The organism is Photobacterium sp. R1, assembly GCF_054600795.1.
Map to the genome: position 1 here is coordinate 1 of NZ_BAAHZP010000526.1, position 273 is coordinate 273.

Here is a 273-nt window from a genome sequence, read left to right on the forward strand (position 1 = left end):
TAAATGCCGCGACCTTACTGTCCAGGCCGTCCTTGGCTGTGAGAAACAAAATAGGGGTGTTGCAGAACAGCTCCTGACGCAGTGTCTGTACCGTGGTAATACCATCCGCTCTTGGCATCATGATGTCCATAATAATGACGTCATAATGATTTTCTGCGACCAGAGCCAGCGCCGCTTCGCCGTGAAAGGCAAAGTCAGTTTCCATGCCTTCCAGCTCCAGATAATCGGCAATGGTTTCCGATACTTTATGGTTATCTTCCACAATCAGAACCC

The 273-nt window shown here is 49.1% G+C and carries 1 protein-coding gene; it reads right to left on the minus strand.

Annotated elements, in window-relative coordinates; translation table 11 throughout:
- Window positions 1-273, minus strand: a 273-nt coding sequence (locus ACYP03_RS26130; protein WP_459782688.1) for a response regulator, incomplete at both ends; no start/stop codon positions are given.